15 protein-coding genes and 2 pseudogenes are annotated in these 20,452 nt (G+C 63.0%); 10 read left to right on the forward strand and 7 right to left on the reverse strand.

What is annotated here, in order from left to right; all coding sequences use genetic code 11:
* Window positions 1-118 precede the first annotated feature (118 nt).
* From P5205_01465 to P5205_01475, 3 genes and pseudogenes are all read left to right on the forward strand, one after another.
* Window positions 119-394, forward strand: a complete 276-nt coding sequence (locus tag P5205_01465; GenBank protein ID HSA09016.1) for a hypothetical protein — start codon at window positions 119-121, stop codon at window positions 392-394.
* Window positions 395-597: 203 nt separating this feature from the next.
* Window positions 598-897 (forward strand): annotated as a pseudogene (locus P5205_01470) (DUF3313 family protein).
* Window positions 898-1,728: 831 nt separating this feature from the next.
* Complete coding sequence (locus P5205_01475) at window positions 1,729-2,412, forward strand: DUF481 domain-containing protein (protein ID HSA09017.1); 684 nt, start codon at window positions 1,729-1,731, stop codon at window positions 2,410-2,412.
* 396 nt (window positions 2,413-2,808) lie between these two features.
* On the opposite strand, the gene P5205_01480 is transcribed toward P5205_01475, so the two are convergent.
* Both P5205_01480 and P5205_01485 read right to left on the reverse strand, forming a co-directional pair.
* On the reverse strand, window positions 2,809-3,450 hold the full coding sequence (locus P5205_01480) for a response regulator transcription factor (GenBank protein ID HSA09018.1): 642 nt from the start codon (window positions 3,448-3,450) through the stop codon (window positions 2,809-2,811).
* A gap of 298 nt (window positions 3,451-3,748) precedes the next feature.
* Window positions 3,749-3,940: pseudogene (locus P5205_01485) on the reverse strand (response regulator transcription factor).
* A 557-nt stretch (window positions 3,941-4,497) separates the two neighbouring features.
* On the opposite strand from P5205_01485, the gene P5205_01490 reads away from it, so the two are divergent.
* The 3 genes from P5205_01490 (at window position 4,498) to P5205_01500 (ending at window position 8,005) form a co-directional block, all read left to right on the forward strand.
* The gene (locus tag P5205_01490; GenBank protein HSA09019.1) at window positions 4,498-4,743 is read left to right on the forward strand and encodes a hypothetical protein; all 246 of its coding nucleotides are present in this window, start codon (window positions 4,498-4,500) and stop codon (window positions 4,741-4,743) included.
* 144 nt (window positions 4,744-4,887) lie between these two features.
* On the forward strand, window positions 4,888-6,867 hold the full coding sequence (locus P5205_01495; protein HSA09020.1) for a DUF4838 domain-containing protein: 1,980 nt from the start codon (window positions 4,888-4,890) through the stop codon (window positions 6,865-6,867).
* Window positions 6,868-7,030: 163 nt separating this feature from the next.
* A complete protein-coding gene (locus P5205_01500) occupies window positions 7,031-8,005 on the forward strand; it encodes a glycoside hydrolase family 43 protein (GenBank protein HSA09021.1) in 975 nt (324 codons plus the stop codon).
* A gap of 124 nt (window positions 8,006-8,129) precedes the next feature.
* Here the strand turns inward: P5205_01500 and P5205_01505 are convergent, their stop codons facing one another.
* Window positions 8,130-9,200, reverse strand: coding sequence for a PEGA domain-containing protein (locus tag P5205_01505; protein ID HSA09022.1), 1,071 nt, complete (start codon window positions 9,198-9,200; stop codon window positions 8,130-8,132).
* 152 nt (window positions 9,201-9,352) lie between these two features.
* Between P5205_01505 and P5205_01510 the strand changes: the two genes are divergently transcribed.
* Window positions 9,353-10,693 (forward strand): FHA domain-containing protein, encoded by a 1,341-nt coding sequence (locus P5205_01510; protein ID HSA09023.1) that lies wholly within the window; start codon window positions 9,353-9,355, stop codon window positions 10,691-10,693.
* Window positions 10,694-10,803: 110 nt separating this feature from the next.
* Here the strand turns inward: P5205_01510 and P5205_01515 are convergent, their stop codons facing one another.
* Window positions 10,804-11,142: a hypothetical protein gene (locus tag P5205_01515; GenBank protein HSA09024.1), complete on the reverse strand. Its 339-nt coding sequence runs from the start codon at window positions 11,140-11,142 to the stop codon at window positions 10,804-10,806.
* Between the two features lie 275 nt (window positions 11,143-11,417).
* On the reverse strand, window positions 11,418-13,211 hold the full coding sequence (dnaG, locus tag P5205_01520) for a DNA primase (protein ID HSA09025.1): 1,794 nt from the start codon (window positions 13,209-13,211) through the stop codon (window positions 11,418-11,420).
* 211 nt (window positions 13,212-13,422) lie between these two features.
* On the opposite strand from dnaG, the gene P5205_01525 reads away from it, so the two are divergent.
* Entirely contained in the window at window positions 13,423-14,466 is a 1,044-nt protein-coding gene (locus tag P5205_01525; protein HSA09026.1) for a DUF4838 domain-containing protein, read from the forward strand.
* 39 nt (window positions 14,467-14,505) lie between these two features.
* Here P5205_01525 and P5205_01530 read toward each other — a convergent pair whose 3' ends face one another.
* A complete protein-coding gene (locus P5205_01530; GenBank protein HSA09027.1) occupies window positions 14,506-14,952 on the reverse strand; it encodes a glycosyltransferase in 447 nt (148 codons plus the stop codon).
* On the opposite strand from P5205_01530, the gene P5205_01535 reads away from it, so the two are divergent.
* Window positions 14,894-15,658 (forward strand): hypothetical protein, encoded by a 765-nt coding sequence (locus P5205_01535; GenBank protein ID HSA09028.1) that lies wholly within the window; start codon window positions 14,894-14,896, stop codon window positions 15,656-15,658. The genes P5205_01530 and P5205_01535 overlap by 59 nt on opposite strands.
* On the opposite strand, the gene P5205_01540 is transcribed toward P5205_01535, so the two are convergent.
* Complete coding sequence (locus P5205_01540) at window positions 15,655-17,730, reverse strand: phosphatidylserine/phosphatidylglycerophosphate/cardiolipin synthase family protein (protein ID HSA09029.1); 2,076 nt, start codon at window positions 17,728-17,730, stop codon at window positions 15,655-15,657. The genes P5205_01535 and P5205_01540 overlap by 4 nt on opposite strands.
* A 609-nt stretch (window positions 17,731-18,339) precedes the next feature.
* On the opposite strand from P5205_01540, the gene P5205_01545 reads away from it, so the two are divergent.
* A complete protein-coding gene (locus P5205_01545; protein HSA09030.1) occupies window positions 18,340-20,439 on the forward strand; it encodes a glycoside hydrolase family 127 protein in 2,100 nt (699 codons plus the stop codon).
* The last annotated feature ends 13 nt before the right edge of the window (window positions 20,440-20,452 follow it).

Below are 20,452 nucleotides of genomic sequence, written 5' to 3' on the forward strand. Positions count from 1 at the left end.
ATGGGGGAGGGCTGTAGCGCGCGATCAAGATCCGCCGAGGGTGACTTAGCCGTGCTCGCGCCTGCGGCCCCAGCTTGCCTGATAAGCCCCGCCTTAAGTCCGACAGGCTGCTAGCTATTTGGACGTGCCGGAGGTCCACCTGAAGGAACGCAGCGCCGTGCCCGCTTTCGACAACGCCGAGCCGGCGAGCCGACAGAACGTAATGCGGATTCACAGCGGCAAGGACAAGCCGAGACACGCCTTCGCCGCCGTGCGTTACCGCGACCACTGGTTTTGGGTTGACGAAGCTGACTGGCAAACCAAACGCGCGCTCACCGCTGTCATGTTCTTCTTCACCCTCGCCGAATCCGGCAGTCCCGAGAGACTGCCCTTGATCACCATTCCGGCGCAGTAACGCCAGCCGGTCATCAAACACGGGCGCTAAAGGCGCGGCCCAATTGAACAACGAACCACATAGCATCAACACCCTTACCAATGAAGACAACAACTGCATTGGAACTCCTGACCTTAGCCTCGCAGCTTATTTGCTGACCGACTTAACCGCCTGCGAGACTACATGCCAGACCTCTCTCGGGGTGGAACCCTTCGGCCTCCTGGGGGGACTACTCCCGAATGCAAAAGAGGTTGCCCGATCGAGCCGACCTGTACTACATTAAACCGGAGGTGAACTGGGCCAAGTACACCAAACTCTGGATCACGCCGGTCGAGCTGTGGAAATCCGACGACCCGGATTCGTCGATGGGCAAAATCTCGGCCGATAACCAGCAGAAGCTGATTGATCTGTTCCACACCTCAATGAGCAACGCGCTGCAAAAGTACTGCCAGATTGTGACGGCCGGCGGGCAGGACGTCCCTGTAATCCACGCGGCGCAGCCCGACGCGCGGAAATCCAAGCCGGCTGCCACGGTGGACCGGCGGGTCGGGACCAAGGCCCTGCGCACCCAGCCCAACAGCACCTGGGGCGATGTGAAGCTGTCCTTCGGCTGGTCGGCACAGCGCTTCAACCCGCGCCTGATTGAAGAGAAAACGGGTTCCGTCACCAAAACCGCTCTCGGAGGCCTGGGGCGTGAAGTCGTGCCGGGCAACCTGCAAACGAACACCATCCGCCGGCCGGGTTCGGCAGCGCGTTGCGTTGCGCTTGTCCTGTGGCTGGCGCTGGCCTGGATCGCCCTGCCGACAGCGGCCCCCGGCGACGTTTTGGTGGCCACTAACGGCGAACGGTTCGTCGGCAAGGTCATCGTCGAAACCGCTGATACGGTCGTCTTTGAATCCGAACTGGGGGGGCGCTTGACACTCCTCCGCGCCCAGGTTCGCGAACTCCAGCGCCAGCCTCCCGGCGAGTCCGCGGGCACGATCCCGCTTACCAATCAAGTCTCAACCCCTGGCCTTCAACCCTCGACCAATCAGTGGCTGCCGCCGAACCTTGGCCAGGGCAGCTTGGATTGGATTCAGCTAAAGTCCGGCTCCTGGCTCAGCGGCCGGTTCAAGTATCTGCAGAACCGAAAACTGGAGTTTGACAACGACGAGCTGGACGAGCAGACCTTCAAGCTCAAGGACATCCGGCAGATCTATCCCGCCAGTCCGGCGTGGGCCAGGTTCGACAGCCGGAAAGAGCCCGCGTTTGGAACTGTCGTCGTTAGCAATGAGGTAGTCTCGGTCAGCGGCCCCGAGCAGATCCTCCTGCCACGGGACCAACTCCTGGGCCTTACACCCTCGGGCGGTCGGGGGATGCATTACTGGTCGGGCAACTTCAGCGTCGGGCTGAGCCTCCAGTCCGGCAATAACAGATTTATCACGCTGACCACCAGCGGCGAGTTGGCTCGGCGGAGTCCGAATACCGACTTGGTGCTCGATTACCTGGGCAACTATAGCCAGGTAAACGGGATCGAAAGCGCCAATAATCAGCGCCTTAATTTCACCTACGACATCCGCCTGGATCGCCACTGGTTCATTCGCGCGCCGCAGCTGGAATACTACCATGACCCGCTGGCCAACATTGCGCACCGCGGGACGGCCATGGTGGGCGGCGGCTATTACATTTTTGATCGCTCAGGGCTCACCTGGAACGTGGCCGCCGGTCCCGCCTACCAGTACACCCGGTTTGACACGGTAGAGCCGGACCAATCCGATACCGCGACCACGCCGGCAGCAGTGCTGGAAACCTACTTCAAAATGGACCTCACCCGTCGCCTGACGTTCTCGGAGAACCTGCGGACCATCTTCGCCAAGGAGGAAGCGGGGCAATATACCCACCACGCAGTCTCCAAGCTCGAATTCAAAATCAAGCAGCATCTGGACTTTGATGTCTCCTTCGTTTGGGAGTATCTGCATAAGCCCGAGGCGGATTCGAGCGGGGAGATACCGCAGAATAGCGATTTCTACCTCACCGTTGGACTCGGTTACAGGTTTTAACCGGCTTTCCCACTCAGCCGCACTCCCGCTTCGCGACCACGAACACGAGTCGCGACACCAACGCCTCCGGAACCACAAACACCTCCGGATCGCTTCGGGCGCCGTCACGATGCAGTAGTCGCGCCTGGACACGGAGTTGGCTGGAGGATGGCTTGTTAGTGCGGTTGGGCCCCGGTGTGTATCCCATGGGGAGCGCTCCCCATGGGATACACACCGGGGCACCAGCGTGCCGTCACCGTAAGCCCAAGCCAGAGCCCCCGGGGATCAGAGGGGGTGGATAAGGCTGGCAGGCAGCATCACTGTCCAAAATTTGGACAGTGCGCGGGTTAGGAATTGGGAGGGACTATCCGATTCTTGCTGGGGGGCAGTGATGCCGCCGTGGGGTCGGCTCTCCGGTCACGGCTCAATGAGCCGGTGCCGAATAGCATAGCGGACTAGTTGGCTCACTGAATGGAGGTTGAGCTTGCGCTTGAGGTTGCTGCGATGCGTGTCAACTGTCGCGACCGAGATCTGCAGCCGATGGGCGACTTCCTTGCTGCTGCGGCCATCCGCGATTAGTTGCAGCACCTGGCGCTCGCGGGGCGTAAGCGCGCCGTCAAACCCCTCCGTCGCGGGGCCGGTGCCAGCCGGCATCCGAGTTGGATCCTTGCGAGTTCGTCGCAGGGCGGACAGCAGCGGGGGCAGCTTTTTGGCCATGGCCGCCTTGTTCACGAAGGCATCCACGCCCGCGGCTTTGGCGGCGGCTTGGGAGGCCGGCGTGTCATGAAGTGTCACCATGATGACCATCGGCGCTTTGGGGTGCCGCTTAATCCGCTGCGTTGCCTCCAGGCCGTTCATCCCCGGCATGTGCAGGTCCATGAGCACTAAGTCTGGACGCAGTTTGGCGGACAATTCCACAGCCGCTTGCCCATCGTTGGCACACCCGACGACTGCAAACCGCCCGCCTTCCTCCAGAAGCTGGCAGAGACATTGCCGCACAAGCGCAGAATCATCCACCACCAGCACCCGCAGGTGCCCGTCTAATGCCCTTTCAGTCATCGCGTTAACATGTTGTCTTGAGCCACGGCAAAGCGTCGGCAGCGACCCGGGCCGCGGGCTGGCATGGAGCCAATGTCTCTGATCGCAATGCACACCCAACCCCTCTGTCGCGTGCGCTTGCGGTAAATACGGCTCGGCTGGCGACTAGGCGCCAGCCGAGCTGGCAGGCCAATTAGATGTGGCCAAAGCAGCCCAGTTCGAACTCAGAGAAACAATTTGCGGCAAAAGCCAAGCCGCGCGCAATACACAGAATCCTGTAGAGAAGAGACCTTGCGTGGACGCGGTTTCGAACCGTATATCAGGGCTCGATCAGCTTGTTCCGGATGGCGTAACGAACGAGCTTGCTCGCCGAGTGGAGTTGGAGCTTGCGCATGAGGTTGCTGCGATGCGTGTCCACGGTCTTGACTGATATCTGCAACCGATGGGCGATCTCCTTGCTGCTGCGCCCTTCCGCAATCAGGCGCACAATCTGGCGCTCACGCGGGGTGAGCACCCCGCCGGTTCTCTTTGCCTCAGGGCTCGCACTCCCCAGCGCCCGCTTTGATCTTTCATATTCAGGATGCATGGCAAACAGTATCGGTGGCGCCTTCCGCCCATGGCGGCCTGCGTGGCAGGCAGCACTATCGAGCCTAAGACAGAACACCGAAATGGCGGGCCGCTGACGTGGCGCGCAGTTCACCGCGCTCCTCACCCCCTACAAGCGCGGGGCCGCAAATACGTCCATCGGCCCCACATCTAACGCCGAATGCCACTTCCGATTGCGCAAGGTGGCACCCAGCTTCTACAATTTAGACCGTCCGGGGGCATATCGCAAACAAGCAAATTTCTCCCGCGTTCCTGTCAACGCGCGGTCAGGGTCCCCGGTGGAGAACGCACGCGGTTTGGCGACCGTAGCGCCGGGCGCAGACGAGAGGTTGTGGATTTGACCGGCGTGAGGGGGGGCGTGTATCCTGGCAGCGCAGGAAGAAGTCGGGAATTAGCTGGAGTTTGCAACAGAAAGAACCGGCCCGTTGCGAGCACTCGGGCGGGCCTGACGGCACAAAACCTATGGATGCTGAACTACTGCGTTATACGTCAGGTGAGGATATTCAACTCGGGGACCGTGTCCAACTTGCCGGCACATTTGCCACCGTGGTGTTCGTGAGCGACGGCGAGAACTGCGAGACCGCCCCCGGATATGAGGACTATGCCGGGGCCGAGCGTGGCGTGATGGTCTGCGACGACGACGGCTCGCTCACCACGGTTGATGAATACGACGAGCGGTTGGTCTTCATGGAGCGCGGCACGGTTTGATCCGCGATTAGGCCCCTGAAGGGCTGCGCTCCGTGGCGCGCCCGTCGGAAGGAACCCGCGCGCCTTTATGCACAAGCGCTGGGGAGTGCTCACACTTACACAAACCAGTTCCTTCCTCGGCGGCGGTGCACTACGCTCCCGCGGATGAAACCGGCGGCAACACTCTGCCTTCTAATTCTGCTCACAGCCTCCGCTGCTGCCAGTCTAGCCTCGCCCGCAGATCCGGTGCAGCAGGTCAAGATCGCCGAAGACCGCGCCAGCGATTGGCGCATTGTCTGCCCACCGCCGGCCTCGCCGGTCATCAACTGGGGGGCTGGCGAACTGCAACGATACCTCCGGCAAATCAGCGGCTGCAAACTGGCTATCGTCAAGCGCGTCCGCGGCAAACCGGCCTTGGCTGTCGGGCTCCGCCCCGAATTGTCGCCAAAGGACCGGGCGGTGCTGCCCCCAGCCGCAAAGGGCTATGACGGTTACGCAGTGGCGGTCGTAGCGGGAACGCCCAAGACCCCAGCCCGCATCGTGATCGCCGGGGACAACGCGCGCGGAGTGATCTATGGCATTTACGATGTGCTGGAGCGCCTGGGTTGCCGCTGGTTTTACCCCACCGAAGATGCCGCGGACCCGGAGGTCGTGCCGGTGCAGAGCACGATTTCCCTGCCCGCCGGATCGTGGGCCGTGGCCTCGCCGATGAAGCACCGCATCTGCAACGGCAGCGCGTGGTTCTTTGAGATGGAGGCCGGCCCGGCCCGCAAGCAGATCGAGTGGGCGATGAAGGCGCGTTACAACGCCATGGGCTGGCAGGCCGACACCCACACCCCGCTGGAGACGCAATACCGGCAGCTTGCCGACACCGGCCTGCTTGCCGCATTGAAACAGCGCGACATGTTCCTGCACGGCCCGGCCCATTGCTTCAACCTCCTGCTGCGCGCTGAGGATTACCTGACCAACCATCCCGATTGGTTTGGTCTGCGCGACGGCAAGCGCGTGCCTCAGGCCTTCGCGGGCGCGCAGTTCTGCTGGTCGAATCCCGAAGCGCGGAAGCAGTTTACCGACAACGCCGCGGCGTTCGCCCGGCAGGCGAAGCAAATCAACATCCTCTGCCTGGTGCCGTTCGATGGCGGACAGGCCTGCGAATGCGAGCCATGCAAGAAGGCCGGCGCCAGCAACCTGCTGATGCTCCTCATGGCGGAAGTCATTGAGCGGCTCAAGACCTGCCGGCCGGACCTGCTGGTCGAGACGGTTGGCGGCTATGGCGCCATGACCGATCCGCCCGACACGGCGCGGATTCACCCGCAACAGCGCGTTGTGTGGGCGCATTGGGGCCGCGTCTATACGATGGGCTACGATGACCCGCGCTATGACCGCAAGGACAACCTGGAGAAGTGGCGCCGCGCCGCTCGGGGCGGCGTCACGCTGTGCCAGTATTACACCGACAACTTCGCCGAGCCGTGGGTGATGTCGCCGTTCACAGTGGCGATGGAAGGCGACCGCCGCTACTTCCGCGAGAAAGGGATTGATTCGGTCTATATGTTGATGTGGCCGCGTGGCTATTGGTGGAACCACGGCTTGAACGGCTACCTGGCCGGCCGTTGTTTCCACGACTTCTCGCTGAGCCCCTACGACCTGCTGCGTGATTACGCGCGGCATTACTTCGGCCCGGAGGCAGGTGCTTTGCTGGCCGACTACCATGAGGCGTGGGCGCGCGATCCTGAGTTGTGCTACCGCGTGCGCGGCGATTCGCGCGACGCGGACCGCGCCCGGCTGGCCGACCAGCGCAAGCGATTGCTCGAACCGGCCGCCCGGCTCGTGGCGAGCGAACCCATGCTGGCCCGCCGCCTCGGCAAGGTGGAGAAACTCCACACGTTGGCCGAGCGCCTCATGGAGGTCCACCGCCAGCGCGACGACATCCAGCGCCTGCGCCGCGCCGGCCAATTCGCCCCGGCCCGCGCCCAACTGGAGCGCGCCCGCGCCTATACCGACGAAGTGCTCGCCCTCTTTTACACGCTGGCCGACCTGAACCAGGGCCTCATCGAGCGCAAGGAAGTCCCCACCTTCATCACCGCCAATGTGAAAAACTGGATTGAGGAAGAGGCCAAGGCCATTGCGGCGGGGAACAAGGAATAGACACAGAGCTTGTGGGGTGCGGCGGGAAGCAAAGCGCCACGCCGCTTTGCGGAGAAGGACCTTACAGGGAAAGCGGTGTCGCCGCCGCGCTCTGCCAACCGCGGTCCAAGGCTTCGTTGAAAGGCTTTCCTAGTGGGCGCAGCTTGTCTATTGTCACGCCCCGATGCGAAGACTAACGATTACCTTGCTTCTATCCGCGGTGGCCGTGGGGCTGTGTGCCTGCAACGAGCCGCCGCCCCCCGCCGCGCCCGCCCCCGCCCGGACCTATCGCAACCCGCTGCTGCCCGAACGCGTGATAGCCGACCCCTTCATCCTGCGCCTGGACGGCACTTACTACCTCTACGGGACCACCGATGGCCGGGGCTACGAGGTGTTCGTCTCCACGAACTTGGTGGATTGGGAATCCAAGGGCCGCGCGTTCACGGACCCGCGTGGCGGCGCCTGGGCGCCCGAGGTCTTCCACCACGAGCGCGGCGACGGCAAGTTCTATCTGTATTATACGGACAACCTGCCCGGCGAGCAGCGCGGGCCGCTGGAGAAACAGGTTGGCGTGGCCGTGGCGGACAGTCCGCTGGGGCCGTTCACCGACAAGGCAGCGCTGGCATCGCACTCGATTGACGCCCACCTGTTCCAGGACGACGACGGCAGCCTTTACCTGTATTATGTTGACCTCTCCGGCGGTTTCAAGATTCTCGTCCAGCCGATGGCCGACCCGCTGACCAAGCGAGGCGAGCCAAAGGTCCTCATCCGCCCGGAGCAGGATTGGGAAAAGGCCAATGGTGAGGTCACCGAGGGCCCCTTCATACTCAAACGCCAGGGCACTTATTACCTCACCTATTCCGGTTCTGGGGCCGACACGCCCGACTACGCCATCGGCTACGCGACCTCCCAGTCACCCAGCGGCCCGTTCGTGAGATACGCCGGCAACCCGATCGCCCGGCGCGGCGGGTCCGTGATCGGGCCCGGCCATCATTGCGTCGTGGAAGGTCCCGACGGCAAGCTCTGGCTCGTCTATCACCAGAAATGGAACGCCGAGCGGGGCTGGCGCCGCTTTCTCGCGCTCGACCCCATCTGGTTCGACGAACAAGGCGTTCTGCACACGAAACTGTCACGGGGCACGGATCAGCCGGCTCCCTGAGCGCCAGCCCTGCGGCTGGCTTGTGTTGCGGGACGGCCAGCCCGGGAACGATAATTGCAGCCGGACCTGCGGTTTAGACTGCGCCGGGGCGGGGCGAGCAGCCCGACTTTGGGTGTGTCAGTGACTACTCTTTGTCCAGGACCGCCCGCAGGGTCAGCTCCGCCCCCTCGCTGACCTGGAGGTTCTTCTGGTAAGTCTTGAATCCCGCTTTCCTGACCTCCACCACGTGCGGCCCGGCCTTGAGCCTCACCCGCGCCGGCGTATGGCCGACGAAGCCGCCATCCACGTAAATTTCGCACGCATCGTCCGGTGCCATCACAGTAACAATACCTGCTTTGCCACCCGTCGAGGGAGCCGGGGTGTTGTTGCTCGGGGAGGCGGCAGGCGTTCTGTCAACGCCTGGCGGGGGGGACGCCTCGCCAGGGTTGAACTCACGAGCAAGCCGCTGCCCTTCGGCGACCTGTTCCGGTGTCAGGAACCGCTCAACTCCTGCCAGGTTTACCTTGGCGTCATCGGCCAGCGCGCCCCCTTTGGCCACCGCGAGGTTGAACCATTTATAGGCTTCCACATGGTCCTTCGTCACCCCATTGCCCCTGGCGTAACAAAGCCCCAGCGTGTTTTGCGCCGGCCCAAATCCTCTCTCGGCTGCTTTGCGAACCAATTTGACTCCTTCCGGGATGTCCTTTGGCACGCCGTTGCCTTCCAGGTAACAGTTGCCCAACTCGGCTTCCGCGTCCGGCAGCGCCTGATTGGCCGCCTGGCGGTACCAAGCCGCCGCTTCGGCGGCATTCCGCTCGACCCCGTCGCCGTTGGCGTAGCACGTGCCCAGATCGAACTGCGCTTCTGCCAGCCCTTGCTCGGCGGCCCGGCGCAGCCATTGCGCGGCTTCGACCCTATTCATCTTAACGCCCACACCGTTGGCAAGATTCCAACCCAGCAGCCTCTGGGCGCGGGCCAATCCCTGTTCAGCGGCCTTGCGCAGCCACTTCGTGGATTTGCCCGGGTCTTTGGTGACTCCGATTCCGCGCGCGTAGAAGGATGCCACACTGAGTTGGGCTTCGGCGTCTCCCTTATCCGCTTTGGCCTTGATCGCCGCGAACTGTCTGCGTTCGGCATCGGCCGTCTGGCCGCACAACTCAGCGGCAGAACCCACGCAAAGGAACAGCAGCGCGCAGAGCAGGCGACAGAGCTTCATGCGGGCAGCTTAACCGGCTTTCCACGGCTGGCAAGTGTGGTCAACATATCCCCGCGGATCCGAATTAGCCCTTCGGGGCGGTGGGAACCGCGGAGGCATGCAGAGGTCACTTGACAAGGGCGCCGGTTCCGTTAATTCAACTGCCGACGACTATGCCGCGACTCATTGTGCAGCCCGGTTCACCCGACGCCCGTGAGATCAACCTCAAGTCAGGCACCAACTCGCTTGGGCGCGGCCCCGCGAACGACTTCACGCTCGATGATCCCTCGGTCTCGGGTACCCATTGCCAGATCGTGGTGGAGGGCGGCAAGGCGGTGATCCGGGATTTGGGTTCCACCAACGGCACATATGTCAACCGCGCGCCGGTGAAGGAAGCGGCGCTCCAGGCTGGTCAAACACTGCACCTGGGCAGCCTGGAGATCCTCTTCTATGCCGACGCGCCCGCCGGCGCGGGAGTCGCCTCGCCGCCATTGCCTCCGCCGCGCGCCGTGGCGTCCGCAGGGGCTATCCGCGTCGCGAGGCCAGGCACCGTCGCGCGGATTCCGACTCCGCCGCCGCCTCTGGCCGTTCCGCCGCAGGCAGCGCCTCCTCCCATCGCCACGCCCTCCGGCCCTTGCAAACTCCACCCCAAGGTTCCCGGCCGGCATTTTTGCACACATTGCCAGCTTTTGTTCTGTGAGGCGTGTGTCACCACCCGCGCGCACAAGAAGCACTGCCGCCAATGCGGCGCGGAATGCGTGCCCGCGCGAGTCACGCTGCAACGTGCCGCGGCGTCGAGAGGGTTCTTCGCCCGGCTTCCCGGCGCGTTTGCCTACCCCTTCCTCGGCAGCGGCGTGCTGATGCTGATAGTGAGCGCCGTGGTGATCTCGATTGCCGAGGGCTTCACCGGATTCTGGATGTCTATCCCGCTCATGATCGCCGCCTACGGCTACATCTTCTCTTTCCTGCAGAATATCATCCACGCTACCGCCAACGAGGAGGAGGAAATGCCCGACTTGCCCGGTTTGGACGATGTGTTTGGCGGTGCCTTGCGCCTGGGCATGACGGTGCTGATATGTTTTGGGCTGCCGTTAGCCCTTTTCGTGCTGAGGCTCTTTGAGTGGTATGACGCGCCGGCCACCCTCCAAATTGCCGCGATGCTGCTGGGGTGTCTCTATTTCCCGATGGCATTCCTGGCCGTGGCGATGAAGGACACCGCCCTGGCCGCTAATCCGCTGGTTGTGATCCCGGCCATTCTCAAAGTCCCCCTGGGCTACCTGGTCACCTGCACGGTCGTGGTCGGCGTGTATCTGCTGCGGTTGCTGGGGGACGCCCTGGCAGGCGGCGCCGAGAGCATCGGGTATCAAACCAGGGATATGCAGGTGATGTTCCTGACATTTGGCTTGCGGGCCGTTTGGGGCCTGATCCGGGTCTATTTGCTCGCAGTGAGCATGCGCATATTGGGCCTGCTCTACGTGGCGAACAAACAGAAGTTCGGCTGGTTCGACCGATAGCAGCCGGGACGGTCCGGCTCCCGGGAGAAAGAGCAGTGGCGCGTGCTCCGGTGGGAACACGCGCCACAGCAAGAGGTCTTTTTAGTTTGAGGGACCAGCTCGCAGCGGATCTACGGCTTTGGCAAGTCTTTGACCGCCTTGGCAGCATCATCGGCCACTTTGCCGGCTTCATCGGCGGCCTTGCCGACGGCTTCACCAACGGCGTTCTGGGCCTTGGCGATCCAGTCGTTGACGGATTGCTTCTGCTCGGGCGTCAGCTTGGCGTTCTCCGCGAGTTTCTTCAGTTCCGCCACAGCTCCCGCGTAATCGGCGGACTTGATGGCGGCGATTGCCTTATCGGCGCTTTCCTTTACGGAGGCTTCCGCGGACTGGAAGCTCGATTCCAGCGCCGAGGTGTCAACATTGCCCGTCGGTTTGCTGCAACCGGCAAGTGCCAGCGTAGCGGTCATGATTGCTGTCAGTATCCATCCACTAATTCTCATTAACTACCCTTTCGTTGTTTGCTTTGTTATTCTGGTTCGCAGGTTTGGTAAACCCGATTAGTAGCGCCAAAGTAACCGCCACTTCGGCAATGGGTCAAGCAGAGACTTGCACTCGGCAAGAGGCGGCCCAATCCACTCACCATAGGCCGTTGGCCTGCCAGGGAACCGGTCGGGCCCTGCGCGAGATTGCTGGCTTCACGCCTTTCCGATCACGGTGCGAATGCGCTGGCCGGCGTCGGCGGTTACCCCTGGATGGGCTGGCGCTTGAGCTGTCGCAATTCCTGCTGCTGGCGCAACAGGTCGTTTCGGGCGGCCTCGGAGGTTTCCGGCTGGTGGGCACGCTGCATCAACGCCGCCAACTGCCGATCCAGCGCCTGGTTGCGCAAACGCTGGGCGACATCGCGGAGTTGCTGGGCCGGATTGGGGATCGGGCGCGATTCGGTAGTGGCTTCGGTCACCAGGCTCCGCATCTCCGGTGTGTCACACTCGTCCACAAAGGCGGCCAGGCTGGTCCAGGTTTGATTTGCCTGAGCCGCCAGGCGCCGGGCGATAATCTGCCGCGCGAGCGGATGCTGCACCCACGCGGGGTCCAGGTGCGCCGCCGCCCAGTCGGCGAGGTCGTCATGCAGCAGCAGCAGTTTCAACAGCCAGAACTCGGTCTGTGCGGGCCGCCGGGGGCCGGCGGGCTCTTCGGCGGGCGCTTCGGCCAGCTCGGGCGCCGGCGTCTTTGGCCGCGACTGCTTTCCGAACTCGGCGCGCACAGCGTCCGGCGTTACGCCCAGGCGCAAGGCGGTCTTCTGCGCGTATTTGTCAATCAGGACGGCGTTGCCGGTCTTGTGCACGGCTTCGGCCATGCCGCGCAGCACCGCCAGGCGCCCTTTGTCAGTGGTGACCTGGTTGAGGGCGGTCAGGCGATTAAGGTAATAGTCGAAGAAGCCTTCGGCGCGCTCGACGAGCTGCTTGAAGGCGGGGCCGCCCGAGGCCTTGATGAAGCTGTCCGGGTCATGGGGTGCGGGCACCACGGCCACCCTCACCGCCAGCCCGGACGCCAGCAGGCTGTCCAGTGACCGGACCGCCGCATTCTGCCCCGCCTCGTCCGAATCGAAGCAAAGGACGACCTCCTCGACGTAGCGCCTGAGAATGCGGGCGTGGTCGGCGGTGAAAGCCGTGCCTTGGGGCGCGACGACATTCTGCACGCCGGCCATGAAACAGGCGATCAGGTCGAGCTGCCCCTCGCATACGATGGCGTGGCCGGCCTCCAGGACGGCGCGCTTGGATTTGTCCAGGCCGAAGAACACCTTGCTCTTGGTGAAGATCGGCGTCTCGGGTGAGTTGACGTATTTGGCGGTCTTTTCGTCCCCCGCGAGCACGCGCCCGCTGAAGCCAATCACCCGCCCCTGCTCGTCGCAGATGGGAAACATCAGCCGCCCGCGAAAGCGGTCGTAGTAGCCGTCGCCTTCCTGGCGGCGCAGGATCAGGCCCGCTTGCTCCACGAGCGCAAGTTCGTGTCCCTTGCTCCTGGCCCAGTTGACCGTGTCGTCCCACAGGTCCGGCGCGGCTCCCAGGCGGAAGAGCTTGACGGCTTCCTCGGACACGCCGCGTTTGGCGAGGTAATCGCGTGCAAGATGGCCGGAAGCCTCGTTGGCGAGGGCGTTCTGCCAGCGCTGCGCGATTTGCTCATGGACTTCCAGCAGCCGATCTTTCAGATGCCGCGAGTGCTGCTCGCCGGCGTTCTTCTCGTACTCCAGCGGAATCTTCGCCCGGTCGGCCAGGCGCCGCACCGCCTCCGGGAAATCAATGTTCTCGTATTCCTTGACGAAGGCGAACACGTCGCCGCCCTTGTGGCAGCCAAAGCAATGGAAGATCTGCCGGTGGGGATTGACGTTGAAGCTCGGAGTCTTCTCCTTGTGGAACGGGCAGAGGGCGACGAAGTTGGCCCCGGCGCGCTTGAGCGGCAAGTACGACCCGATCACATCCACGATGTCGCTGGCAGCGCGGATCTGCTCGAGGGTCGCCGAAGAAAACAGGCCAGCCATAATCCTGCGCGCCATCTTAATCCCAAGGCTGAAGCTGGGCAAAAGAATACAGCCCGACCTCCGGGGAGGGGGGGTGCGCAGGCGGCGACTTGCGTTCCGGAGGCTTGAGCGATAGAACTCGACTTGTGATTAAGCACAATTCCGGTGGACGCAGCAGTCTGTTTACGCGTCCGCCAGCATTCATGCCAACTATCAGGGCATCAGTTTAACCATGCTGACACGACGCGATTTCATCAAACTTATCGGCGCAGCCGGGGTATTCGCCGGCGGCGACATCCCGGCCGGCGCTTGGGGAGCCGGAATGAATCAGGGGAGGGCACAGATGCGGTTTCGGAGTCGAGGAGTCGTTATCTCGCCGGCTGACTTGACGCTGGCCGACTGGCCGGAGCGGGCATCCAGGGCCGGGCTCACGGTGATGGCGCTCGGTGCGGCGCCGTCAACACTCATCGAGTTTGTCGGCACGGACGCCGGAAAGGCGTTCCTGGCTAAGTGCCGGAAGCTCGGACTCCAGGTCGAGTACGAGATGCATGCGATGTTCCAGCTTCTGCCCCGGTCGCTCTTCGCGGGGTCACCGGAATTGTTTCGGATGGACGACGAGGGCAAACGCAATCCAGACGGCAATTTATGCGTCCACTCGGAGAGAGCGTTGGCGATCGTGTGCCGGAACGCGGTGAAGACGTGCCGGGCGCTGAAGCCCACGACCCACCGCTACTTCCTGTGGTGCGACGACGGCCAACGGGGGTGCCGCTGCCCGAAATGCCGGGGGTTCTCGGACAGCGAGCAGGCCCTGATCGTGGAGAACCGGATGATAAAGGCGATCCGGAAGCTTGATCCAAAAGCCCGGTTGGCCCACCTGGCATACACGCACACCATGAGCGCCCCGGTGAAGGTCAAGCCCGAGCGCGGCATATTCCTGGAGTTCGCACCCTTCACTCGGAGTTGGAGGCAGCCGTTGTCCGATCCCTCCAACAGGCCGGACCTGGATGCGCTGAACGCCAACCTGGAGGTTTTCTCTGCCGCCGATGCGCACGTGCTCGAGTACTGGCTCGACGTCTCCCTCTTCTCCTCATGGAAGAAGCCCGCGGTCAAGCTTCCGTTCGATGAGCGGGTTCTCGAGGCGGACCTGAAGGTCTATGCCGCGCGAGGCATCCGCAGTGTGACGACCTTTGCCGCTTACATGGATGCGGAATACGTCAAGAGCCACGGCGAGCCGCCAATTCAGGCCTATGGGCGGGCGCTGTGTGCGGCGCAATAGAGCAACTACGCAATCAGTTAGTCTCTTAGGTCAAGAGACTCACCCCGCAGCCATCCGTGGCTTGTCCAGGATAGCCCGGTAAAACTCCTGGAACCGGGCGCCGGCGCGGTCAGGATTACAGGTCTTCTCCGCCCAGGCCCTGGCCCGCAGGCTCAGCGCTCGCCGCCGTTCGGGGTCGGCTTCAATGGTGGCGATCGCCTGCCTGAGCGGCTCCACCGAGACCGGTACCATCAAGGCCGCACCCGCCTCATGTAATTCCGGCGCCAGGCTGATTTGGCTCGAAGTGACCAGGGGCAGGCCCATCGCCATGGCCTCCACCAGGGCAATGCCAAAGGCTTCCCAGCGGGAAGGGGAAACAAACAGATCAGCCATTCGCAGCAGGGACCATTTCTCCGCGCCATACCATGATTGGTCAGTGCCTCGCTTTTTGAACGTTGCTGAAGGGGTGATTTCGCCACACCATTCGCCAGTGCGAAAGCCGCAGATACTCCTCGTCGTCGTTGCGAGCCTGGCGGCACTGGTTGCTTTGGTTGCTTTCGTTGCTTTTCGCACACGTCACGACGAGCCAAGTGCAGAGCCAAGCCAGAATGGCCGGTCGCTGTCCGAATGGCTTGCGAGCTACGAAGCTGAACTCGAGGGCGGCCGGGACCCTTCTCGACTCGACGAGGTCGTCCGGGCTGTCCAGGCCATCGGCCCGAAGGCTCTCCCCTTTCTTTTGGAATGGATTCAGTACGAGCCGCCATACGCGCTGCCGATGCTTCCGCCAGACGAGAACCCCATCCACTTCCTGACCTGGCGAGCCGAACGACGAGGGGACGAAGCCGTCCGCGGATTCGAGTTTCTCAGCAGCAACGCTGTTGCCTGCATTCCCGAGTTGAAATCCATGATGCGGGACAAGGCCCGGCCCAACGCCGCACTTCGGGCAACCGCCGCTCTCAGCATGATGGGCGCGCCGGCGTTTTCTCACCTGGCTGCGGCGCTGGCGGATACCAATCAACCTTTTCGGGAACGCATCTGTTACTGGATGGCCGGCTACATGGTGCCCGCTGTTGGCACGAATACCTGTCTTCCTCACCTCCGAGCCGCTATGGAAGACCGGGATCCCCAAGTCCGGCAAGCCGCCTCCAAAATGGTGAAACGCCTCACGTCTCCTGCGGTGACGAACACCGCGCCGGGGTCACGCCGCCCCTAGACGCCTTTGAGCAGGAGGTCCACCAGGAAGTCAATCCACTCGGTGGTGACCGGTTCGGTCAGCTCGTAGGAGGTGGCGAAGTCTTCCTCGAAGAGCTCGCGCTTGAGCCGGGCGGCGAAAGCGGGGTCGGAGGTGGCGACGTTTTGTTCCTGGCAAACCCGGAGGCTGAGGTGGTTGAGGTTGGCGGAGCCCACGCAGGCCCAATCGTCCACCATCAGCGCCTTCACGTGGGTCATGCCGGGGTAGAAATAGACGCGCACGCCATGTTCCAGGAGGTAGTTGGCTACGACCAGGTTGCTGCGTCCGCCGGACTTGAGATCGTTGACGCGCGGCAGCACGACGCGGACGTCCACTCCCCGGTTGCGGGCGCGGACCAGGGCGATAATGACCCGCTTGTCAAAGAGGTAGGGGTGTTCCAGGTAGATGTAGCTTTTGGCCTTGGCGATGGCGTGTTGCACGGCCGAATTGAATGGCTTCCACAGGGTCTTGGTTGGCAGGAGCCGCAATTGGATCCAGCGGTCTTCGGGACGGGAGGCTGGGGGCTTGCGCGGGCCGCGGGTCAGCTCGGCGACGTAGCCAAAGTCGCCCAGCAGACCTTCGTGGGCCCAATCGCGCCGGAATTCATCTTCGAGTGTGGCGACGACCGGCCCCTGCAATTCCACCATCAGGTCGTGCCATTCGAAGCGGTATTCGCGCCCCAGGTTCATGCCGCCGATCCACGCGTGGGTGCCATCCACCAGCAAGACCTTGGTGTGGTCGGAGGAGAACCAGGGGTTGAGGAACGGGCGCACGCGGACGCGGGAGTCTTGTTTCAGGTAGGAACAGATGGAGTTGGGTAAAACGAAACCCTCCGGCAGCGGTGTGCCGGGCGGGACCATGCCGCCGCTGATGGTCCCCAGCCGGTCGAGAATGACTTTGACCTCGATCTGCCTGGAACGCGCCTTGAGTTGGTCAGCCACCGCGACTCCCACGTCGTCTTTGTCGAAGATGTAAATGTCGAAGTGGATGTGGTTGGTGGCGTTGGCGATGGCCTGCTTGAGGCGGGGGAAGAACCGCTCGCCGTCAATCAGGAGGTCCAGCGCGCCGTCCAACTGCCGTGTGCCGGTATAGCGATCCAGCCAGTCTTCCCACTGCGCCAGGTCCATGCCCTGGGAACGGTCGGCCGGGGGATACCGGTAGCTGGGTTTGGGGTACGGGAAGCGGACGAAGCGGACTACGGTCTGCAGCCCCAGGTCCCCCAGCCGAACCAGGCTCGAAACGGGGTTTTTGACGAGGGCCAAACCGTGGCTCTCAAACAAGAGGGCGCTGACTCCCTGGGCGGTCGCCGAAAGCCCCAGCCCGCGTTCGGTGGCGTCATAGTAGGCGGCCGGAACCAGCCAGACACATTGGCCCCGTTTACGGTCGAGCAACAGCGCCTGGGGGAAACGCCGGGCATCAGGCGCCAGCAGAAGAAAGAGCGACTTGCCCGGGTAGCTGCGGGTCAAATCCTGTTCCACCGAGCGGGCCAGCGTCCCGATAGTATCCTCCATCGAAAGGTGGCGGTCAATGATGACTCCTTCGGGCTGATCCCCGGCCGAGGAGAACCGAGGACTGCCCTGCGCATCACGATACAGCAGGCGCTCGTCCTGGAGGCCCTGGTAGTAGATTCCGTGCCCCGGGGAGGCGGGTGTCAGCACCTCGACCAGGTTCGTCGCCAGCCGGCGCCATTCGGCGTCGGCAACAACCGTCGCCTCACGCCAGTCCCGCTCGCCCGCCGGCATGCGCGCCAGCTTCTTGTGCCAGCGCAGCACGGCTGAGCTGACCTGGTAACCTTCGTTGGGGATGCGATGCCGGCTCCAGCGCGCGCTGAATTCCTCGACACTGGTCGGGGTCTGGAAATAGAAGCGCAGGCGGTCGCCCTTCACGAAGACTCGAGGCATCGGCGCGGATGGAGCGGTGAGGCTCCGCCATTCGTCCAGCGCTTGTTGCCTGGGAGCGGCCGCTGATGCGGGCCGGCCGGCCACATCGGCCAAGAGCATCAGCGCGGCTAGCGCCGCCGCGGTGATGTGCCTGGCGCTACTTCCTGAAAACATGGCACCGTTAGTCAACAAATTTACTCCGGAGAAGTCAACGACACTCGGGAGCCGGCCAGTGTGCCGGGAGCGGGTTGCTTCGCGCGACGCGACTGCCAGTTGCTAAAGATGCCAATTGGACGGGAAAAAGGTGTAAGTTCATTCATTTTAATGGGTTATCACATTTTGGGCGGGCCGGAGGGCCGTTGTGGGCCTGAACTGGCATAAGTTCTGTAATGGCAGTGTGTTACGCTGAAATCCGCCCGCGATGTCAAGGCTGTATCTACGGTGTGGATGTGGTGTGGATACGGTTAGGATACGGTGAGACTCCCTGGGAGAGCGGGGGCTGGTTCCGGGTGGCATCCGGTTCAATCGCCTGGAATGAGGTGAGGGGGGCATGCTTTGGCAAGCAGGTTTTTCTCTCGCGGATCGAGGCTTCCGTTTCTCCGCTGAGTGAGAGGCTGATGGCCCGGGCCGGTTGGCGTAGTGGATCCCTTGTCAAATCACGCGTGGTGGCGGAGGGGACAAGATGTGTCCAACGCGAGCCCAATTTCCGCACTTCGCTTGACTTGCAGCACACGGGGCTTGTTTAATCTCTGCGGTTCTCGAAGACAACTCGACTTGGAATTCATGAAAGCACTTATTGACTGGGCAAAGGCCGGGCGGAGATTCGTCTCGGTTGCCGGGGCGACGTCCCTGCTCGCGGTAGGCAACATGCACTTCCCGACAGTTTGCAGCGCTGCGAACCCGCCGACCAGCGTGCGGGTTGTTCCGGTGCCGGCGGCGGCCTCGGCGGGTCTTTTGTACACCGGGAACCGGGAGCCGCTGATGCCCAGCCCGCTGATCAAGCTGCCGATCGGCAGCATCAAGCCGCGCGGCTGGCTGCGGCATCAGCTCGAACTCGAGGCCAAAGGGATGACGGGGCGGCTGGAGGAGATTTCGAAGTGGTGCAAGTTCGAGGGCAATGCATGGGCGGACCCGCAGGGTCAGGGCCACAGCGGCTGGGAAGAGCTGCCGTATTGGCTCAAGGGCTATGGGGACCTGGGCTATGTGCTGGGCGACCCGGCCATCACGAAGAACGCGCGGAGGTGGGTTGATGCGGTGTTGGCCAGCCAGGAAGCCGACGGCTGGTTCGGGCCGCGCGCCAACAAGACCGGGCTCAAGGGCAAGCCGGACCTTTGGCCGCACATGGTCATGTGCAACGTGCTGCAGTCGTTCTACGAATTCAGCGGCGACGAGCGGGTGCTGCCGTTCCTGACGAAGTATTTCCTGTGGCTCAACACGCAGCCCAGCGAGAACTTCGGCGCCGGCTACTGGCCCAAGATCCGTTTCGGGGACAACCTCGAGACGATTTACTGGCTGTACAACCGCACGGGCGAGCCCTGGCTGCTGGACCTGGCCCGGCGCATCCACGAGAACATGCAGGATTGGACCAGCGGGGTGCACGACTGGCACAACGTGAACGTGGCGCAGGGTTTTCGCGCGCCGGGCATTTACTATATGCAGGCGAAGGAGGAGCGGTTCCTGCGCGCCGCCGAGAACAACTACGCGACGGTCATGGACCTTTACGGGCAGTTCCCGGGCGGGGGGTTTGCCGGGGACGAGAATTGCCGCCCCGGCTACACGGACCCGCGGCAGGGGTTTGAGACGTGCGGCATTGTCGAGTTCATGCACAGTTTTGCGATGCTCACGAAGATATCGGGGAACCCGCTCTGGGCCGACCGCTGCGAGTACATCGCGTTTAACTCGATGCCGGCGGCGCTGACGCCCGATTGGAAGGGGCTGCACTACCTGACCTGCCCGAACCAGATTCAGCTCGACAAAGAGAACAAGGCCCCGGGAGTGCAGAACAAGGGAACGATGTTTTCCTACAGCCCGTTTGAGCGGTATCGCTGCTGCCAGCACAACGTGTCGCACGGCTGGCCTTATTACGCCGAGGAGCTTTGGCTGGCGACCGGCGATCGCGGGCTATGCGCCGCCCTTTACGCCGCCAGCGAGGTGAGCGCCAAGGTCGGACCCGGCGCCAGCGTGAAGATTGTCGAGGAGACGGATTATCCGTTTGGCGACACGATCGCGCTGAAGCTCTCGACCATGCAGAGCGTGAAGTTCCCCCTGTATCTGCGCATTCCCCAGTGGTGCGAGAACGCATCGGTGAAGATCAATGGCCGGTCGGTCAAGTGTGCGGCCAAGCCTCTGTCCTACGTGGTGCTGGAACGCGAGTGGCGGGACGGGGATGTGGTCAGTGTTCGTCTGCCGATGGAGGTGTCGGTGCGGAAGTGGGAGAAGAACCAAAATGCGGTGTCGGTGGACCGCGGCCCGTTGACCTTTTCGCTGAAGATAGGCGAACGGTGGCAGCGCTGCGGGGGCACCGAGGCCTGGCCGGAATGGGAGGTTTTTCCAACCACACGCTGGAATTACGGCTTGGTGCTCAACGAGAAGAATCCGGCAAAGTCGTTCAAGCTGGTGAATTGGAAGGAACGCGCGGTGCCGGCCCAGCCGTTCACGCCGGACACGGCGCCCATTGAGCTGCAGGCACAAGCCAGGCGGATTCCCGCCTGGAAACAGGACCCACTCGGCCTGGTGGGCAAGTTGCAGCCCAGCCCGGTGAAGTCAGTGGAACCCGTTGATACCATAACGCTGATTCCGATGGGCGCTGCCCGATTGCGCATCACCGCCTTTCCGGTGATCGGATCGGACCAGAACGCACGGGAGTGGAAGCCTGCGGAATAGAAACAGGAATGAA

It is taken from the genome of Candidatus Paceibacterota bacterium, from assembly GCA_035452965.1.
In the GTDB taxonomy this organism is placed as follows: Bacteria; Verrucomicrobiota; Verrucomicrobiia; order Limisphaerales; family UBA8199; genus UBA8199.

What these genes read in the sequence shown, in the direction of transcription:
- P5205_01490 (HSA09019.1), top strand. Translation starts at nt 4,498, where the DNA reads ATGGATGCTGAACTACTGCGTTATACGTCAGGTGAGGATATTCAACTC.
- P5205_01500 (HSA09021.1), top strand. Translation starts at nt 7,031, where the DNA reads ATGCGAAGACTAACGATTACCTTGCTTCTATCCGCGGTGGCCGTGGGG.
- P5205_01510 (HSA09023.1), top strand. Translation starts at nt 9,353, where the DNA reads ATGCCGCGACTCATTGTGCAGCCCGGTTCACCCGACGCCCGTGAGATC.
- dnaG (HSA09025.1), bottom strand. Translation starts at nt 13,211, where the DNA reads ATGGCTGGCCTGTTTTCTTCGGCGACCCTCGAGCAGATCCGCGCTGCC.
- P5205_01475 (HSA09017.1), top strand. Translation starts at nt 1,729, where the DNA reads ATGCATTACTGGTCGGGCAACTTCAGCGTCGGGCTGAGCCTCCAGTCC.
- P5205_01540 (HSA09029.1), bottom strand. Translation starts at nt 17,730, where the DNA reads ATGTTTTCAGGAAGTAGCGCCAGGCACATCACCGCGGCGGCGCTAGCC.
- P5205_01515 (HSA09024.1), bottom strand. Translation starts at nt 11,142, where the DNA reads ATGACCGCTACGCTGGCACTTGCCGGTTGCAGCAAACCGACGGGCAAT.
- P5205_01505 (HSA09022.1), bottom strand. Translation starts at nt 9,200, where the DNA reads ATGAAGCTCTGTCGCCTGCTCTGCGCGCTGCTGTTCCTTTGCGTGGGT.
- P5205_01525 (HSA09026.1), top strand. Translation starts at nt 13,423, where the DNA reads ATGCTGACACGACGCGATTTCATCAAACTTATCGGCGCAGCCGGGGTA.
- P5205_01480 (HSA09018.1), bottom strand. Translation starts at nt 3,450, where the DNA reads ATGACTGAAAGGGCATTAGACGGGCACCTGCGGGTGCTGGTGGTGGAT.
- P5205_01545 (HSA09030.1), top strand. Translation starts at nt 18,340, where the DNA reads ATGAAAGCACTTATTGACTGGGCAAAGGCCGGGCGGAGATTCGTCTCG.
- P5205_01495 (HSA09020.1), top strand. Translation starts at nt 4,888, where the DNA reads ATGAAACCGGCGGCAACACTCTGCCTTCTAATTCTGCTCACAGCCTCC.